The following is a 16,503-nucleotide window of genomic DNA, read 5'->3' as shown; positions in this document are numbered from 1 at the left end:
CTTTTTGATTGCACCAGCGCGGCGTGGAGCGGACGCGTAGCGGCAAGCATCCGCGTCCCAGCGAGGAGGTCTGCGCTTCGCGCAGATGCCGGGAATTCGCCCCGGCAGGCGACCTTCTTTCTTGCTGCACGGCAAGAAAGAAGGCAAAGAAACGTGCCCTGCAGCCAGCGTCCCCGACCGCCCCGCAAAGCGGGGCAATCGGGGCAACCTGCGGCCACAACAAACGCCGGCGTGCAGACGAACTCACTCCGCGCCAAGGCGCTCCGTTCAAACAGCGTCTGCAAGTCAGAGCACGAAGTTTGGCTGCTCTGCGGCAGCCAAACCGCCGGCGTTTGTTGCGTCCGCAGGCGCTGGCTGAAAGGGGTGGAGAGGGACATCCGGAATAGCCAACAGCCGAACAGCCTGCGAGGAGAGCGCTCATGAGCTGCTTTTCCCGTAGTTGCGAGCAGTCGCTAACAGCCAAGAGTCAAAATCCTTGGGGAGCAAAGCAGCGCCGTAATGGCGGCACGCCTGCAGCGTGATTTCCTGTACGCAGCTGACATAAGCTGTCAGTGGCTGCGGTAAAGTCAATGCCTTCTGCTGATTTGCCCGAGACCGCTGCTTTTATGCCCACCACTGCGACCCCTGCCATCACGCCCGGCTTGATGGTGATCCACAGCAACCATCCGGAAGCCTTGCGAGACCTGGTGGTGGCCTGGATGCAGCGCTACCCGTTGCGGCCGCTGGAGTCCGAGACGATTCTGGTGCAGAGCAATGGCATTGCGCAGTGGCTCAAGCTGTCGCTGGCGCAGCCGGTATCGCAAGGCGGCTGCGGGGTCACGGCATCGGTCGAGGTGCAATTGCCGGCTCAGTTTCTCTGGCAGGCGTATCGCACCGTGTTGGGCAAGCAGCGTGTGCCCGAGATATCGCCGCTCGACAAACAGCCGCTCACCTGGCGCTTGATGCGCTTGCTGCCCGCTTTGTTGCAGCAGCCTGCCTTTGCTGCCTTGCAACGCTTTTTGCTGGACGACAGCGACCAGCGCAAACGCTACCAATTGGCCGAGCGCATTGCCGACATGTTTGACCAGTACCAGGTCTACCGCGCCGACTGGCTGGAAGACTGGGCCGAGGGGCGCGACGAGCTGCGCAGCGCCCGTGGCAGCAGGCAGCCGCTGCCGCCCGAGCAGCAATGGCAGGCCGCGCTCTGGCGTTTTCTACTTGACGATGTGGGCGCTGCCGGCATGCAAACCAGCCGCGCTGCCGTGCACCAGCAGTTTCTGGATTTTTGGGCCAAGGCGCCGCAAGCGCCGGTTGGTCTGCCGCGCCGCGTGGTGGTGTTCGGCATCTCGTCCATGCCGGCGCAAAGCTTGCAGGCGCTGGCAGCGCTGGCACAGCACAGCCAGGTGCTGCTTTGCGTGCACAACCCTTGTCGCCACCATTGGTCAGACATCGTGGCGGACAAAGATCTGCTGCGCCACCACTATCGTCGCCAGCAGCGCAAGCCCGGCATGCCGCTGCAGATCAGCGACGATTTATTGCACCAGCACGCGCACCCTTTGCTGGCCTCCTGGGGCAAGCAGGGGCGGGATTACATCCACCTGATCGACGAATTCGACGACTCGCGCCAAGCCGCCGCGCTGGCCGAACCCGTCAACGGCGGCCGCATCGACCTGTTCAGCGAAGACGAGCCGCAGCACATGCTGGCGCAACTGCAAGACGATATTCTGGATTTGCGCCCGCTGGCCGAAAGCCGTGCGCGCTGGCCAGCGCTGGACCCGACGCGCGACGGCTCCATTCGCTTTGCTACCGCGCACAGCCCGCAGCGCGAGGTGGAGGTGCTGCACGACCAGCTGCTGGCGCGCATGGATGCCGACCGCTCGCTGGCGCCGCGCGACATCATCGTCATGGTGCCTGACGTCAATGTGTACGCGCCACATATCGAAGCCGTTTTTGGCCGCATTACGCGCAGCGATCCGCGCTACATCCCCTACACCGTGGCCGACCAGGGCCAGCGTGGCCGGGCGCCGTTGCTGGTGGCCTTGGAGCATGTGCTGTCCATGCCTGAGGGGCGCTTTGCCGTCAGCGAGATACTGGATTTGTTGGCCGTTGATGCGGTGCGCCAGCGCTTTGGCATTGCCGAGGCCGAGGTGCCGCTTTTGCACCGCTGGATCGAAGGCGCTGGCGTGCGCTGGGGCCTGGACGGCGCGCAACGCGCCAGCATTGGCCTGGCCGACGCGGGCGAAACCAACAGCTGGCGCTTTGGCCTGCGCCGCATGCTGCTGGGCTTTGCGGTGGGGCAGGGCGATGCCTGGGACGAGATTGAGCCTTACGACGAAATCGGCGGGTTGGACGCCGTCGCTCTGGGCGGCTTGGCCGCGCTGCTGCGCGCTTTGGCGCAGGCTTGCGAATTGCTGGCTGGCCAAGCCACGCCTGCCGAATGGGTAGAGCGCGCCCGCACTGTGCTGGAGCTGTTGCTGGCGCCCAAGGAAGAGCGCGAGAGCCTGCTTTACGCGCAATTGTTGCAAGGTCTGGACCGCTGGCTTACCCAATGTTCGGTGGGCGAGTTTGACGAAGCGGTGCCGCTGTCGGTACTGCGCGAAGTGTGGTTGGCCGGCATGGATGCGGGCAGCCTCAACCAGCGCTTCATGGCTGGCTCAGTGAGTTTTTGCTCGCTCATGCCGATGCGCGCCATTCCTTTCCAGCTGGTGTGCTTGTTGGGCATGAACGACGGCGCTTACCCGCGCCCGGTGTCCGTGCTCGATTTTGATTTGATGCGCCAGGAGTACCGGCCCGGCGACCGTTCGCGCCGCGACGACGACCGCTACCTGCTGCTCGAAGCGCTGCTGTCGGCGCGCAAGCAGCTCTACATCAGCTGGGTGGGCCGCAGCATCCGCGACAGCACGGCCCGGCCGCCTTCGGTACTGGTAGGCCAGTTGCGCGACCATTTGGCGCAAGGCTGGCTGCTGGCGGGCACCGAGGCCGAGCAGCAGCGCGAACATGCGCCATCGGACAAAGCGCGCGCCCAGTTGCTGGCCGCCATCACGCAAGAGCATCCGCTGCAGGCTTTCAGCCCGCGCTATTTTGCGCAGCCGGCGGGCGCACAGGCTGGTGCCGACGGCCTGTTCACCTATGCTGATGAATGGCATGGCATCCACGCCGCCGAGTACGACGCTGGCGATGATGGCATTCAGGCGCTGCCCGCGTTGGCGTTGGAGTCGGTGCTCTCGCTACGCGCCCTGCAAGATTTTGCGCTGCACCCGGTGCCCGCGTTTTTCCGCCAGCGCCTGCGCGTGTACTTTGTTGACGAAGATCTGACGAGCCAGGACGACGAGTTGTTCGCTCCCGATGGCCTGCAAGCCTGGCAACTGCAAGCACGCCTGTTGGGCGAAGTGCAGCCCTGGCTGGAAAAACAATTGCCCAGCGAGCGCAAGGCCGATGCGCAGATTGCCATGCAGCTGACGCAAGCGGTGGCGCGCATCCAGCGCGAAGGCTTGTTGCCACTGCAAGCCTTTGCCGAATGCGCAGCAGAGCCTGCCATGAAAGTGGCCCGGCGCGGCCTGCAGGTTTACAGCAATGCCTTGCGCTGCTGGCCGCTGGTGAGCAACGAGGCGCTGGAGCTGCGCTACCAGGATGCTGCCACTGGCCTGCAAGTGGGCGATTGGTTGCGTGGCCTGCGCTGGTCGGCAGATGGTCGGCAAGCGGCCCGCATCAGCTTGTCGCCTGGGCGTTTGCACTCGGGCAAAAGCGTGCGCTACGAGCGCCTGGTGCGCTCTTGGGTAGAGCACCTGGCCTGGCATGTGGCGGGCCAGCCTGTCACCACCGTGGTGTGCACTGAATCTGGTGTCGCGGTATTCCCTGTGTTGGGCAATGGCGCGGCGCTGGCCATTTGGCAACAACTGCTGCGCTTGTGGCAGCAAGGCATGCGAGCGCCTTTACCGATTGCAGCGCGCACCGCCATCGCCATGTTGGTGCAAGAGCAGTCGGAGGCGCAGATTGCCACGCTGTATGACGATACCTATGGCGGCATGGGCGAGCTGCAGCGCTGGCCCGACCTGGCGCGGGTCTTCCCCAGTTTTGACAGCCTGGTGAACGCCGGGTTGGAAGAGACAGCGCAAGAGCTGTATGGACCCATGTTGGAACACGTAAAACAGGTCAACGGCGAGCACGCGCAGCAACTGCAGCAGTACGCCAACGGAGACGCCGCCAACAACGGCCAGGAGCAGGCATGAGCGAGCGCCACAACACCAACGACAGCAGCACCGGTGTGCAAGCGCTCCAGCCCTTGCGTTTTCCGCTCTGGGGCAGTCGCCTGATCGAGGCCAGCGCTGGCACCGGCAAAACCTACACCATCGCCGCGCTGTATTTGCGCCTGGTGCTGCACCACGGCGGCGAACATGCCTTCACGCGCCCGCTGGTGCCTCCCGAGATTTTGGTGGTTACCTTTACCGACGCCGCCACGCAAGAGCTGCGCGACCGTATTCGCCAGCGCCTGGCCGAAGCGGCCGAGCTGTTTGGCCGCGACGAGAGCGACCAATTCGGCCTGGAAAAGGCCGACTCCTTGCTGCTGGCGCTGCGCGCCGACTACCCGCCCGAGCAGTGGCTGGGTTGCGCACGTCTGTTGCGCGAAGCCGCCAATTGGATGGATGAGGCGGCGGTATCCACCATTCACAGCTGGTGCTACCGCATGCTGCGCGAGCACGCTTTTGACAGCGGCAGCCTGTTCCAGCAAACCCTGGTCACCGACCAGAGCGAGCTGCTCACCCAGGTGGTGCAAGACTATTGGCGCCAGCAGTTCTACCGCTTGCCCGCCAGCGCCTTGGAGTGCTTGCTGAAGATCGTGGCTTCGCCTGCGGCCTTGCAAAAGGCCTTGCAAGGCATGCTCTCGCGGCAAGAAGCGAACTGGCAATTTGGCGGCGAGCCGCTTCCGCCGCCAGAAACGGTAGATATCGCCGGTTTGCTGAACCATGCGGCCAAAGTGGCCGAGCACCAGGCGCAATTGCAAGATGCAGCGCGTGCGCTGTGGCGCGAAAACCGGGCAGAGATCGAGGCCTTGTTGGGCGCTTTGCTGCCGCAGTTCAATGGCCGGACGTACCCTAAAAAAGACGAGCCCGGCGTGTTCGCAGGCTGGATGGCAGAGATGGCCGCCTGGAGCGAGGGCGCTGATGAGCCGGGCAAGCTCAAAGCCTTCAGCCAATCGGGCATCAAGCTGAACAAAGGCGCGGCTGCGCCGCAGCATGCGGCCTTTGCTGCCATTGACGACTGGCAGAACGCGGGCGAAGAGGCCGCACCCACCGCCGCCAAGCTGCGCCCGCTGCTGCTGCGCCACGCCTTGGTGCATGTGCAGCGTGCGCTGGAGCTGGAGAAACAGCGCCGCGCCGAGCTGGGTTTTGACGATCTTTTGCAGCGCCTCGACGCCGCCTTGCAAGCCGACGGCGGCGAGGCTTTGGCCGAGCGCATTCGCAGCCAGTTTCCGGTGGCGATGATCGACGAGTTCCAGGACACCGACCCGCTGCAGTACCGTATTTTCGAGCGCATTTACCGCATCGAAGCCAATGAGCCCGCGCAAGGCTTTTTCATGATCGGCGACCCCAAGCAGGCGATCTACGCTTTCCGTGGGGCCGACATTTACACCTACCTGCGCGCCCGCGAGGCCACCGCCGGGCGCCACTATTCGCTGGGCACCAACTACCGCTCCACCACGGCGGTGGTCGATGCGGTCAACTTCTGCTTCGCCCAGGCGGAAAAGCACGACAGCGGCGCTTTCCGCTTTCGCCAAGACGGTGCCGACCCGGTGCCGTTCGTGCCGGTGGCCGCACATGGGCGCGAGCAAGCCCTGTTCATCGACGGCGCTGCCGTGCCTGCACTCACTTGCTGGACTTTGCTGGCCAAGGATGTGGAAGACGAGGAAGAAGCAACCGACGCCAACGGCAAAGCCAAAACGCCGCGCACCAGCGTGCCCGAGGCCGTCTACCGCCAATACATGGCGGCTGCGGCGGCCACGCAAATCACGGCCTGGCTCAGTGCTGCCCAGCAGCAACGCGCAGGTCTGGGCGCCAGTGCCAAAGAACTGCAGCGGCCCTTGCGCCCGGCCGATATTGCGGTGCTGGTGCGGGGACGGGGCGAGGCCGAGCTGGTGCGCGATGCGCTGGCCGAGCGTGGTTTGGCCAGTGTTTATCTGTCCGACCGCGATTCGGTTTTCCAATCCGCCGAAGCGGCCGATTTGCTGCGCTGGCTGCGTGCCGTACAAGCGCCGGGCAACGACGGTTTGCTGCGTGCCGCCTTGGCCACTGCGTCGATGGGCTGGAGCTGGGAAGAGCTCGATCGCCTCAACCACGACGAGCTGTACTGGGAGCAGCTGGCGCAGCAAACCCGCGATCTGCAGCAGCTGTGGCAGAAAAAGGGCGTGCTGCCCATGCTGCGCCAGTGGCTGCTCGATTTTGCCTTGCCTGCGCGCTGGCTGGCGCAGCCTGGCGGCGAGCGCCGCCTGACCAATGTGCTGCACCTGGCCGAATGGTTGCAGCGCGCTTCGGTCGAGCTCGACGGCGAGCAGGCGCTGATGCGTGCGCTGGCCGAGCAAATGGCTCAGCCCGAGGGTGAAGAAGAAATACTGCGCCTGGAAAGCGATGCCGACCTGATCAAGATCGTCACCATCCACAAATCCAAGGGCCTGGAATACCCGCTGGTGCTGCTGCCCTTCATCAGCAGCTGGCGCGATTTTGATGGCCGCAGCCAAGGCTACGCCCAGTTCCACCAGCCGGGCACGGGCGAGCTGGTGGTGGAGCTGGACGCCAAACACGATCCTGCCGTGGCTGGCCACAACGACGAGCGTTTGAGCGAAGACTTGCGCTTGCTCTACGTGGCGCTCACGCGGGCGCAATACGCGCTGTGGCTGGGCCTGGCGCCTTTGTCCAAGGGCAACAGCAAATCGGGCGCCTTGCATAAAAGTGCCATCGGCTATGTGCTGGGCGGCGGTGCGGCACTGCCTGATTTGACGCTGGACGAGTACCTGCAAGAGTTTGCGGACGACTGCCCGCACATGGCCGTACAGCCTTTGCCAGAAGCCAACTTGCTGCGCTATACGCCGCAAGCGGCGCCCGAGCTGCACGCGCCGCGCCAGCCGCAACGCCGTTATGACGAGCATTGGTGGATTGCCAGTTTCTCGGCGCTGACCGAGCAACTGGGCCGCATGCCAGCGGCAACAGAACAAGCAGCCGAGGCCGCTGCGCCGGGCGAGTTTTTGCCCGAGCCCGAGACTGCGCAGCAAGACCAGTTTTTGGAGCAGCTGGAGGCGCCCATGGCCGACGCCGCGCCCAGCCGCGCCATGCCAGTGGCCGGCAGCCTGCACGCTTTTCCCAAGGGCCCCGAGGCCGGCAATTTTCTGCACGGCTTGCTGGAGTGGTGCGCGCAAGAGGGTTTTGCCGAGGTGCTGGCACGCCCGGCGCAACTCGATGGCATCATTGCCCACCGCTGCGCGGTGCGCGGCTGGGCTGATTGGGCGCAACCCTTGCAAGGCTTTGTGCGTCAGTGGCTGCAAGCGCCCTTGGCCTTGCGCGATGCCTCGGTAGCGCTGGCGCAGTTGCAGGAGTGGCAGGTGGAGATGGAGTTCTGGTTGTCGGTCAACCGGGCTTCTTCGCAGCGGCTCGATGCGCTGGTGCAGCAACACATTGCGCCCGGCCAGGCGCGGCCCGCGCTGGCTTACCAGCAGCTCAATGGCATGCTCAAAGGCTATATGGATTTGGTGATCGCGCACGAAGATTGTTATTACGTGATCGATTACAAATCCAATTGGCTGGGCGCGGACAGCGCCGCTTACACGCACGAGGCCATGCAAGCGGCGGTGCTGCACCACCGCTACGAGGTGCAATATGTGTTGTATACCTACGCGCTGCACCGCCTGCTGCAGCAGCGTTTGCCGGATTACGATTACGAGCGCGATGTGGGCGGCGTGCGCTATTGGTTTTTGCGTGGCGTGGATGCGCCCGGCGGCGGCCTGTATGCCGACAAACCGCCGCTGGCGCTGATGCAAGCGCTGGATGAGCTTTTGCTGGTGCCCGCCGCATGACGATGAATGCAATGACAAAACAAGAACAAGATTTGGACCTGTTCCGCGCCGCTGGCGCGGCGGACAACGCACGCCCGGTACTGGGCCACGGCCCCAAGGCCACCACCGACAGCGCCACTGCCAGTTTGCTGCACACCATCCAGCGCTGGACGGCGCACGGCTGGCTGCGCAGCCTGGACGAGGCGCTGGTGCTCTTTCTGCACGAGCTGGACCCGGCCGCTTCGCCCTTGGTCTTGCTGGCTGCCGCTTTGGCCAGCCACCAATTGGGGCGCGGCCACGTTTGCCTGGATTTGCGCGCTACTTTGGAAGACAGCCGCTTTGCGCTCTCGCTGCCGCCCGACACGGTGCAGCAGCAAGGCAGCGGTGCGCTGGAGCCCACGCCGCTGCCGCTGCCCAGCGAGCTGCTGGCATCGGTAACGCTGCCGCAATGGCAAGGCGTATTGCTGGCCAGCGCCGTAGTGGCGGGCGAGGGCAAAACCACCCGCGCCGGCACGCCGCTGGTGCTGCAGGGCGACCGTTTGTACCTGCGCCGCTATTGGCAGCACGAGCAAGATGTGGCCCAGGCCATTGGCGAGCGCATCGCCGCCAGCCAGCGCCAACGCGCTGAGCGCACGCCTGCGCAAGATGCAGCGCTGCGCAGCGCGCTCGACCGCATGTTTGCCCGCCCTGGCGAGGCGCTGCCCGGGCCGGATTGGCAAAAAATGGCTTGCGCCCTGGCAGCCACCAGCGCCTTTGCCATCATCACCGGCGGGCCGGGAACGGGCAAGACGACCACCGTGGTCAAGCTGCTGGCGCTGCTGCAAAGCATGGCCTTGCAAGAGGCTGGCCGGCCTTTGCGCATTTGCTTGGCCGCACCCACCGGCAAGGCGGCGGCGCGGCTGACCGAATCCATCGTGCAAGCGCTGCAGCGCCTGAGTGATGACGAACTGCCGCAAATCGCGCCCATAACCATCAACGGAGAGGCGCGCAGCCTCAAACAGCTGATTCCGGCCGAGGCGCAAACCCTGCACCGCTTGCTGGGCAGCCGGCCCGACAGCCGCCACTTCCGCCACAACGCGCAGCACCCGCTGGCGCTGGACGTGCTGGTGGTGGACGAGGCCTCGATGGTCGATCTGGAGATGATGGCCGCGGTGCTCACTGCCTTGCCACCACAAGCCCGCCTGGTTTTGCTGGGCGACAAGGACCAGCTCGCATCGGTGGAGGCTGGTGCGGTGCTGGGCGAGCTGTGCGCGCAATCCGAGCGCGGCCTGTACTGGCACGAAACCGCGCATTGGCTGCACAAGGTGAGTGGCGAGCTGGTGCCCGCCGAGCTGCAAGACATTGCCGGCAAACCACTGGACCAGGCCGTGGTCATGCTGCGGGTGAGCCACCGCTTCCATGCGCAAAGCGGCATTGGCCGCCTGGCGACCGAGGTGAACCGGGGCAATGGCAAGGCCATCAAGGCGCTGCTCAAGGAGCGCTACCCGGACGTGGCTGCTTACCCGGTGCCGGACATTACGCATTCCTCGTTAGCGCACCTGGTGATAGAGGGCGGCGGTAAGCGCTTTCCTGAGCATGATGCTGCGCAGGCCGGTGCAGGCTGTGGCCCGGTCGGTTACGGCAACTATTTGCAGCTGCTGCGGCAGATGCCGCAAGAGGGCGGCCAGGCCGCATTGGATGCATGGGCGAAAAAACTGCTGGCCGAGCACAGCCGTTTTCAGGTGCTGTGCGCCTTGCGCAACGGCCCTTGGGGCGTGAGCGGCATGAACGAGCGCATTGCCCAGTTGCTGGCGCACCGCGAACTCATCGCGCAAAGCAGCGGCTGGTACGCCGGCCGGCCCGTGCTGGTAACGCGCAACGACTACAGCCTGAAGCTGATGAACGGCGACATCGGCATCACCGTTGAAGTGCCGCTTTACCACCAGGAGCAACCCGCGCTGGAGGCGGCAGGCATGGACGCCAAGCCCGGCAAAACAGCCAAGGCCAGCAAGGCTTTGCGCGTGGTCTTTTTGACCAGCGAAGGCCTGCGCTGGGTGCTGCCCAGCCGCTTGCAGGCGGTGGAAACCGTGTTCGCCATGACCATCCACAAATCGCAGGGCTCGGAGTTTGAGCATGCGGCCGTGGTGCTGCCGCCGCAGCTCTCGCCCATCATGACGCGCGAGCTGGTCTACACCGGCATCACCCGCGCCAAGCAGTGGTTGACGGTGATTGCCGGCGGCGCCAACCATTTTGGCGTGCTGGAGCAGGCCAGCAACCTGCAAGTCAAACGTGCCAGCGGCTTGCGCCAGGGCGATCTCTGAGCGGCAGCTCGATTCATTGCGGATTTCCGGGGACGCAGAACGCAAAAAAGCGCCTGAAAAGGCGCAGTTTTGGCGGGTTTCATCGAAAAAATGCGTGGCTACCCGACAAGTCGTTGGCTGGCTAAAACGACCCTGGAGCTGAACATGCCCCGAGAGTCGCCCCACGATGAAACAATCACTGTTGCTCAGCCTGAGCCCTGGGTTCCAGGGTTTGCGGCTTTTGCAGCGGCGATGGATGCATCTTAACATTGAATGAGAATAATTATCAATAAGAATGCAAACAAAACCCTTCAAGGCATAGGCTTGGTGTAAGTTTTTGTTTTTCTGTTGGTTTTCTCCGCGTTTACCCGATAGGGGAGATGCATTTCTACGCGGTTTTTGGTAACTTCTCTGTATTGCGAAGAACAGAGCATGCGGAGGAATCCATGACCACAAACAACTACAGCTTCAAACATTCAGTACTGGCGCTGCTGGCGCTGACCGCGTCGGCCTGGGCGCAAGCGGCTTGCTACACCGTCTACGACAGCAAGAACGAGGTGATCTACCGCAGCGCACAAGCGCCGGTAGACCTGTCCAAGCCCCTGCACCAAACCAAGGACCAACTGCCCGCGGGCAGCCGCCTGGTGTTCACGCCCGCCAATGCGGTTTGCGTGACCGAGGTGAACGAGCTGCCCGGCGCCAAGGCAGCGCGCTCGGCCAATGCCAATACGGTGACCGACCAACTCAACCTGGGCAGCATGATCACGGCCGTCCGCTGAGTGGGGCGCTCCCCAATCACCAGGCCAGCCGCTGAGCTGGCCTTTTTCATGGACCGGGGCGCACGCCAGGCCGGCCCGGCTGCTTGCCTCAAATCGGCAGACAAATTGCCAGAGGTTTGTTTTGGGCCATTGCGCAGGCTGCGAAAATAGCGCCATGAGTGAAGCGCAGACCCCACCAATTTCCCCCACCGAACCCCCCGCCGTCGCTGAGCAAGCCAGCGGCTACCCCGCAGATGCCTTGTGCATCACCTCCATGGACATGGACGCCCAGGGCGTGGCCCGCCGCGAAGACGGCAAGGTCGTCTTTGTGGACGGCGCTTTGCCCACCGAATGGGTGAGTGCCAAGACGCGGCGCAAAAAGAACAACTGGGAGCAGGCCGAGCTGCTGCAGATCCACCGCGAATCCTCGCAGCGTGTGACCCCGGGTTGCCCCAACTTTGGCCTGCATGCGGGCGCCTGCGGCGGCTGCAAGATGCAGCACATGCATGTCAGCGCGCAGATCGCCATCAAGCAGCGCGTGCTCGAAGACAACCTCTGGCACCTGGGCAAGGTCTTGCCCGAGACGGTGATGCGCCCCATCGAAGGCCCGAGCTGGGGCTACCGCTTCCGCTCGCGCCTGTCGGTGCGTTATGTGGCCAAAAAGGGCAAGGTGCTGGTGGGTTTCCACGAGCGCAAGAGCCGCTACATCGCCGACATGGAAACCTGCAAAATCCTGCCGCCGCATGTTGACGCGCTGCTCATGCCGATGCGCGAGCTGATCGGCAGCCTGGACGCCCGCGAAACCTGCCCGCAGATCGAAGTGGCCTGCGGCGACGCCGTCACCGCCCTGGTGCTGCGCCACCTGGAGCCGCTGAGCGATGCCGACCAGCAGCGCCTGCGCGAGTTTGCCGCCGCCCACAATGTGCAATGGTGGCTGCAGCCCAAGGGGCCGGACACCGTCAAGCTGATGGACGAAGGCAGCGCCCAGCTCGCCTATGGCCTGCCAGACTTTGGCATCACCATGCCGTTCAAGCCGACCGATTTCACCCAGGTCAACCCGCACATCAACCGCGTGCTGGTCAGCAAGGCCCTGCGTTTGCTGGATGCGAAAAAGACCGAGCGCGTGATCGACTGGTTTTGCGGCCTGGGCAACTTCACCTTGCCGATTGCCACCATGGCCCGCGAAGTGCTGGGTATTGAAGGCTCGGACGCGCTGGTGCAACGCTCGCACGAAAACTACGCCGCCAACAATGCGCAGCGCGGCGCGGCCCAAGCGCTGGCGCCTACCAGCTTTGTGGCGCGCAACCTGTTCGAGATGACGCCTGAGATGCTGATCGCCGATGGCAACGCCGACAAATGGCTGGTCGATCCGCCGCGTGAAGGCGCGTTTGCGCTCTCGAAGGCGCTGGCCGACATTCACAAAGCGCGCCACAACGTGCCCGATACGCCGGCGCTGCCCGAAAGCGCCAAAGACTGGACGCCGCCGCAGCGCATTGTCTACGTCAGCTGCAACCCGGCTACCTTGGCCCGTGATGCCGGCCTGCTGGTGCACCAGGGCGGCTACCGCTGCGTGGCCGCTGGCGTGGTGAACATGTTCCCGCACACGGCCCACGTCGAAAGCATGGCCGTGTTCGAATGGGATGGCCACGCTCCTTCGGTCAAGGCTGAAGTGGCGGAAGACGCGGCAGCTGAAGGCGAAGCGGTCGAGAGCGCCGAGGCTTGATGGGCGCGATGTGCAGCGGGCAAGGTGGTGATTACCACCTTTCCAGGCACAAATGCTTTGATGGCAGCGCATGATTAGGTGGATGCAATGCAGGTTATGCTTGCCGTATCTCTCACCGAATCGACCAAGGAGTCACCATGAAGAACAAACCCGTGCTGGAGCTGGCCGACGTCAAGGCCATTTTGAACGCTGCCGAAGCTGAGGCCAGCAAGAACAACTGGCTGGTCAGCATTGCCGTGGTCGATGACGGCGGCAACCTGCTGGGCATGATTCGCCGTGATGGAGCTGCCCCCGTGTCGGCCCACATCAGCCAGGCCAAGGCCCGCACCGCAGCGCTGGGCCGCCGCGACACCAAGGGCTACGAAGACATGATCAACGGCGGCCGCACCGCTTTCCTGAGCGCTCCCGTCATCGACGGCATGCTCGAAGGCGGCGTGCCCGTGATGAAAGACGGCGAATGCCTGGGCGCCGTGGGCGTGAGCGGCGTCAAATCCACCGAAGACGCTCAAATCGCCAAGGCCGGCATTGCAGGCATTGGCCTGTAAGCCTCAACGCGCATTTCTCTGAGCGGCCGCAAGGCCGCTTTTTTATGGGCGCAAACCGTTGCTGCGCCACGGTCGCTCGGCTGTGCGACCGCCAGCAAAGCAAGTGGCGCAGAAATTCTGGCTTGGGCATTTGGCGTGCTGGCTTTCTTCCATAAGAATAGCTGGGTTCAGCTGGCCCGCGCCGGCATGATTGAAGGTTTATGAATGAGTGTTGCACCCCCTTTACCGCCCCGCGATGCTGACAACGCCTTGCCCCAAGATGCCGAAAGCATCCGGGCCTTGGCGGCACGTTCGATGTTTGGCCTGTTCTCCACCATGAGCCAGGGCATGTTTCTGGCCGACAAAACCGGCCGCATTGTCTGGGTGAACGAAGGCTACAAGCGCTATCTGCCGCGCTTTGGCATCACCAGGGTGGAGGATTTTGTCGGGCGCATGGTCGACGAGGTGATCCCCAACACGCAGATGCGTCACGTTTTGGAGACCGGCAAGCCGGTGCTGCTGGACTTGCTCACCAACCAGGCGGGCACTTTTGTGGTGAGCCGGGTGCCGCTGCTCGACGATGACGGTGCGGTGATCGGCGCAATTGGCATTGTGCTGATCGACCAGCCCGAGAACACTTTGCAGCCGCTTATCAGCAAGTTTGCGGTGCTGCAGCGCGAGTTGGACGATGCACGCCGCGAGCTGGACGTGCAACGCCAGCGCACCATGGCCAACGCTCCTGCGGGCGAACGGCGCGCCAAATACACGTTTGCCAGCTATGTGGGCGCCAGCGCGGCGGCCACCGAGGTCAAGCGCCAGGCGCGGCGTGCGGCGCAATCGATCAGCCCGGTGCTGTTGCTTGGCGAGACGGGCACCGGCAAAGAGCTGCTGGCGCACGCCATCCACATGGCCTCGCAACGTGCCAGCGGCCCGTTTGTCAGCGTCAACATTGCGGCGATTCCAGACACCTTGCTCGAAGCCGAGCTGTTTGGCGTGGCGCCTGGTGCGTTTACCGGCGCCGACAAACGCGGGCGCGATGGCAAGTTCAAGCTGGCCAATGGCGGCACGCTTTTTCTCGACGAGATTGGCGACATGCCGGCCAACATGCAGGCCAAGCTGTTGCGAGCTTTGCAAGAAGGCGAGATTGAGCCGCTGGGCTCCAACCAGCTGGTGCCGCTGGATATACGCATCGTGGCTGCCACATCGCGCGATCTGAATGCGATGGTGCGCAGCGGAGATTTCCGCGAAGACCTTTTTTACCGCCTGCATGTGCTGCCCATCCGCGTGCCGCCGCTGCGGGAGCGGCGCTCGGATATTCCGGCGCTGGTCGACGTGCTGGCCGAAGAGATTGGTTTGCGGGGCGCAGGCACCTTGCCGGAGTTCACGGCAGACGCCCTGGGTTTGCTGGCCGCCCAAGCCTGGCGCGGCAATATCCGCGAGTTGCGCAATGTCATCGAGCAGGCAGCCATGCGCTGCGATGGTTTGATTGTGGATGCGCGCGTGTTGCGCGAGATTCTGCGCGAATCGGGCATGGAGCCCGCGCCCGCCCAAGCCCTACCAGAGCTTGGCGGGCAGCAAGCAGCGCCATGGTTGCACGATGCCGATGCCAGCCTGCTGCGCCCACTGGCCGAGCAGGTGGCCGAGTTGGAACGCAAAGCCATTGCCGCTGCACTGCAAGCCAATAAGGGCAACAAGCAGGCGACGGCGCGCCAGCTGGGCATCTCGCGTGCCACCTTGTACGAACGTCTGGAAAACCCTGATTAAAAAACAGACATGTGTCTGAAAATCAGTCATGCACATGTCTAATTTTCAGGCGGTTTGCGTGTTGTTGGTGGGCAGCGCCGGGTGCGCTATCGGCTGGCAGGCGGCGGTTTTGCTCAAAAAGTAACTTTTGGCACGGCTTGTGCAATAAAGTCTTCAGGACCATCAAACCAAGAATGGAGACAAACATGCAATCTCAGCCTTCTCAGCACTACCGTGGCCGTCGCAGCCTGCTCGCCAGCGCTGCCGTTTTTGCTCTCGCTGCCGCCTCTGGCATGAGCGCTGCACAAGCGCAAGATATTCGCATTGCCCACGTCTACAGCAAGACGGGGCCCTTGGAGGCCTATGGCAAGCAAACCCAGGCCGGCTTGATGATGGGCCTGGAATACGCCACCGGCGGCACCATGACGGTGGCTGGCAAAAAGATTGTGGTGATCGAGAAGGACGACCAGGGCAAGCCCGATCTGGGCAAGAGCCAGCTGGCCACCGCCTACTCCGACGACAAGGTGGATCTGGCCGTAGGCCCCACCTCGTCGAGCGTGGCGCTGGCGCTGCTGCCAGTGGCCGAGGAATACAAGAAAGTCTTGCTGGTAGAGCCCGCAGTGGCCGATTCGATCACCGGCGACAAGTGGAACAAGTACATCTTCCGCACCGGCCGCAACTCCAGCCAAGACGCCATCAGCAACGCCATTGCCATTGACAAGGAAGGCGTGAGCATCGCCACGCTGGCGCAAGACAATGCGTTTGGCCGCGACGGCTCCAAGGCTTTCAAAGACGCCATCAAAAAAGGCAAGCTGGTGCATGAGGAATACCTGCCCGCTGCCACGACCGATTTCACCGCAGGCGCCCAGCGCCTGATCGACAAGCTCAAGGATCTGCCTGGCAAAAAGGTGATCTGGGTGCTGTGGGCCGGTGCTGGCAACCCCTTCAAGATCAACGACATGGATTTGAAGCGCTACGGCATTGAGCTGGCTACCGGCGGCAATATTCTGGCCGCCATGGCGCCGTTCAAGAACATGCCGGGCATGGAAGGGGCCACGTATTACTACTACGCGATCCCCAAGAACCCGCTCAACGAAGCGCTGGTGTCGATGAACTACAAGCAGTTCCAGGCACCGCCGGATTTCTTCACGGCTGGCGGCTTCTCCTCAGCCATGGCGATTGTCACCGCCTTGAAAAAGACCAATGGCGACACCAAGAGCAACACGCTCATCAAGGCCATGGAAGGCATGAGTTTTGACACGCCCAAGGGCCCGATGACTTTCCGCAAGGAAGACCACCAGGCCATGCAGAGCATGTACCACTTCAAGATCAAGAGCGATCCGGCCGTGGCCTGGGGCGTGCCCGAGCTGGTGCGCGAGATCAAGCCTGAAGAGATGCAGGTGCCGATCAAGAACAAGCGCTGATCCAGGGCGCAGCCGATCTCGTTGCATGCGAC

8 protein-coding genes are annotated in these 16,503 nt (G+C 63.6%); all 8 read left to right on the top strand.

Annotated features, from left to right (window positions below):
* Nucleotides 1-605 precede the first annotated feature (605 nt).
* The 8 genes from recC (at nucleotide 606) to ACFIQF_RS00720 (ending at nucleotide 16,471) form a co-directional block, all read left to right on the top strand.
* Complete coding sequence (gene recC, locus ACFIQF_RS00755; RefSeq protein WP_393939239.1) at nucleotides 606-4,208, top strand: exodeoxyribonuclease V subunit gamma; 3,603 nt, start codon at nucleotides 606-608, stop codon at nucleotides 4,206-4,208.
* The gene (recB, locus tag ACFIQF_RS00750; RefSeq protein WP_393939237.1) at nucleotides 4,205-8,041 is read left to right on the top strand and encodes an exodeoxyribonuclease V subunit beta; all 3,837 of its coding nucleotides are present in this window, start codon (nucleotides 4,205-4,207) and stop codon (nucleotides 8,039-8,041) included. Before recC ends, recB begins: the two co-directional genes overlap by 4 nt.
* Before the next feature lie 11 nt (nucleotides 8,042-8,052).
* Complete coding sequence (gene recD / locus ACFIQF_RS00745) at nucleotides 8,053-10,320, top strand: exodeoxyribonuclease V subunit alpha (RefSeq protein ID WP_393939235.1); 2,268 nt, start codon at nucleotides 8,053-8,055, stop codon at nucleotides 10,318-10,320.
* A gap of 425 nt (nucleotides 10,321-10,745) precedes the next feature.
* The gene (locus ACFIQF_RS00740; RefSeq protein WP_393939233.1) at nucleotides 10,746-11,078 is read left to right on the top strand and encodes a hypothetical protein; all 333 of its coding nucleotides are present in this window, start codon (nucleotides 10,746-10,748) and stop codon (nucleotides 11,076-11,078) included.
* 154 nt (nucleotides 11,079-11,232) lie between these two features.
* Nucleotides 11,233-12,780, top strand: a complete 1,548-nt coding sequence (rlmD, locus tag ACFIQF_RS00735) for a 23S rRNA (uracil(1939)-C(5))-methyltransferase RlmD (RefSeq protein WP_393939231.1) — start codon at nucleotides 11,233-11,235, stop codon at nucleotides 12,778-12,780.
* A 137-nt stretch (nucleotides 12,781-12,917) separates the two neighbouring features.
* The gene (locus ACFIQF_RS00730) at nucleotides 12,918-13,325 is read left to right on the top strand and encodes a GlcG/HbpS family heme-binding protein (RefSeq protein WP_393939229.1); all 408 of its coding nucleotides are present in this window, start codon (nucleotides 12,918-12,920) and stop codon (nucleotides 13,323-13,325) included.
* Between the two features lie 204 nt (nucleotides 13,326-13,529).
* Nucleotides 13,530-15,068 carry a sigma-54 interaction domain-containing protein gene (locus ACFIQF_RS00725; protein WP_393939227.1) on the top strand — a complete coding sequence of 513 codons (1,539 nt, stop codon included), beginning with the start codon at nucleotides 13,530-13,532 and terminating at the stop codon, nucleotides 15,066-15,068.
* Between the two features lie 185 nt (nucleotides 15,069-15,253).
* Nucleotides 15,254-16,471 carry a substrate-binding domain-containing protein gene (locus ACFIQF_RS00720; RefSeq protein WP_393939225.1) on the top strand — a complete coding sequence of 406 codons (1,218 nt, stop codon included), beginning with the start codon at nucleotides 15,254-15,256 and terminating at the stop codon, nucleotides 16,469-16,471.
* Nucleotides 16,472-16,503 lie beyond the last annotated feature (32 nt).

It is taken from the genome of Comamonas trifloxystrobinivorans, assembly GCF_043359985.1.
GTDB classification, from domain to species: domain Bacteria; phylum Pseudomonadota; class Gammaproteobacteria; order Burkholderiales; family Burkholderiaceae_C; genus Comamonas; species Comamonas trifloxystrobinivorans.
This window is presented reverse-complemented; position numbering and strand designations above follow the sequence as displayed.

Excerpts from the sequence above, each read along its gene's own strand:
- ACFIQF_RS00725 (WP_393939227.1), top strand. The coding sequence starts at position 13,530 with ATGAGTGTTGCACCCCCTTTACCGCCCCGCGATGCTGACAACGCCTTG.
- recC (WP_393939239.1), top strand. The coding sequence starts at position 606 with ATGCCCACCACTGCGACCCCTGCCATCACGCCCGGCTTGATGGTGATC.
- ACFIQF_RS00740 (WP_393939233.1), top strand. The coding sequence starts at position 10,746 with ATGACCACAAACAACTACAGCTTCAAACATTCAGTACTGGCGCTGCTG.
- ACFIQF_RS00730 (WP_393939229.1), top strand. The coding sequence starts at position 12,918 with ATGAAGAACAAACCCGTGCTGGAGCTGGCCGACGTCAAGGCCATTTTG.
- ACFIQF_RS00720 (WP_393939225.1), top strand. The coding sequence starts at position 15,254 with ATGCAATCTCAGCCTTCTCAGCACTACCGTGGCCGTCGCAGCCTGCTC.
- recD (WP_393939235.1), top strand. The coding sequence starts at position 8,053 with ATGACAAAACAAGAACAAGATTTGGACCTGTTCCGCGCCGCTGGCGCG.
- recB (WP_393939237.1), top strand. The coding sequence starts at position 4,205 with ATGAGCGAGCGCCACAACACCAACGACAGCAGCACCGGTGTGCAAGCG.
- rlmD (WP_393939231.1), top strand. The coding sequence starts at position 11,233 with ATGAGTGAAGCGCAGACCCCACCAATTTCCCCCACCGAACCCCCCGCC.